At 68.1% G+C, this 260-nt stretch carries 1 pseudogene; it reads left to right on the top strand.

The window, feature by feature from the left end:
• A pseudogene (locus ACQG3P_RS20235) lies at positions 1-260 on the top strand (amino acid permease); the annotation flags it as partial.

The raw sequence follows: 260 nt of genomic DNA, 5'->3' as shown, positions 1-260 counted from the left end.
GTACTCACTGGTGGTGAGTACCGTGGCGGTGGGGTGGTCGGGGTATTTCGTCGGCTTCCTGGAATGGATACTCGGCAACACCGGCATCGACATCCGGCTGCCGTTGGCGCTCTCGGCCGGCCCGCACGTGGAAGGCGGCGTGTTCACCCTGCCCGCGGGGCTCATCACCTGGGTGGTCGCCGGCGGCCCGAGGCTGGGCACCAAGGAACGCGCCACGCTCAATGCGATCCGGGTGGTGCTGAAGATCATCGCGCTGGGCG

This window comes from Stenotrophomonas sp. SrG (assembly GCF_050031795.1).
Classification (GTDB): domain Bacteria; phylum Pseudomonadota; class Gammaproteobacteria; order Xanthomonadales; family Xanthomonadaceae; genus Stenotrophomonas; species Stenotrophomonas rhizophila_A.
The sequence above is the reverse complement of the archived record's forward strand: the minus strand, read 5'-3'. Positions and strand labels throughout refer to the sequence as shown.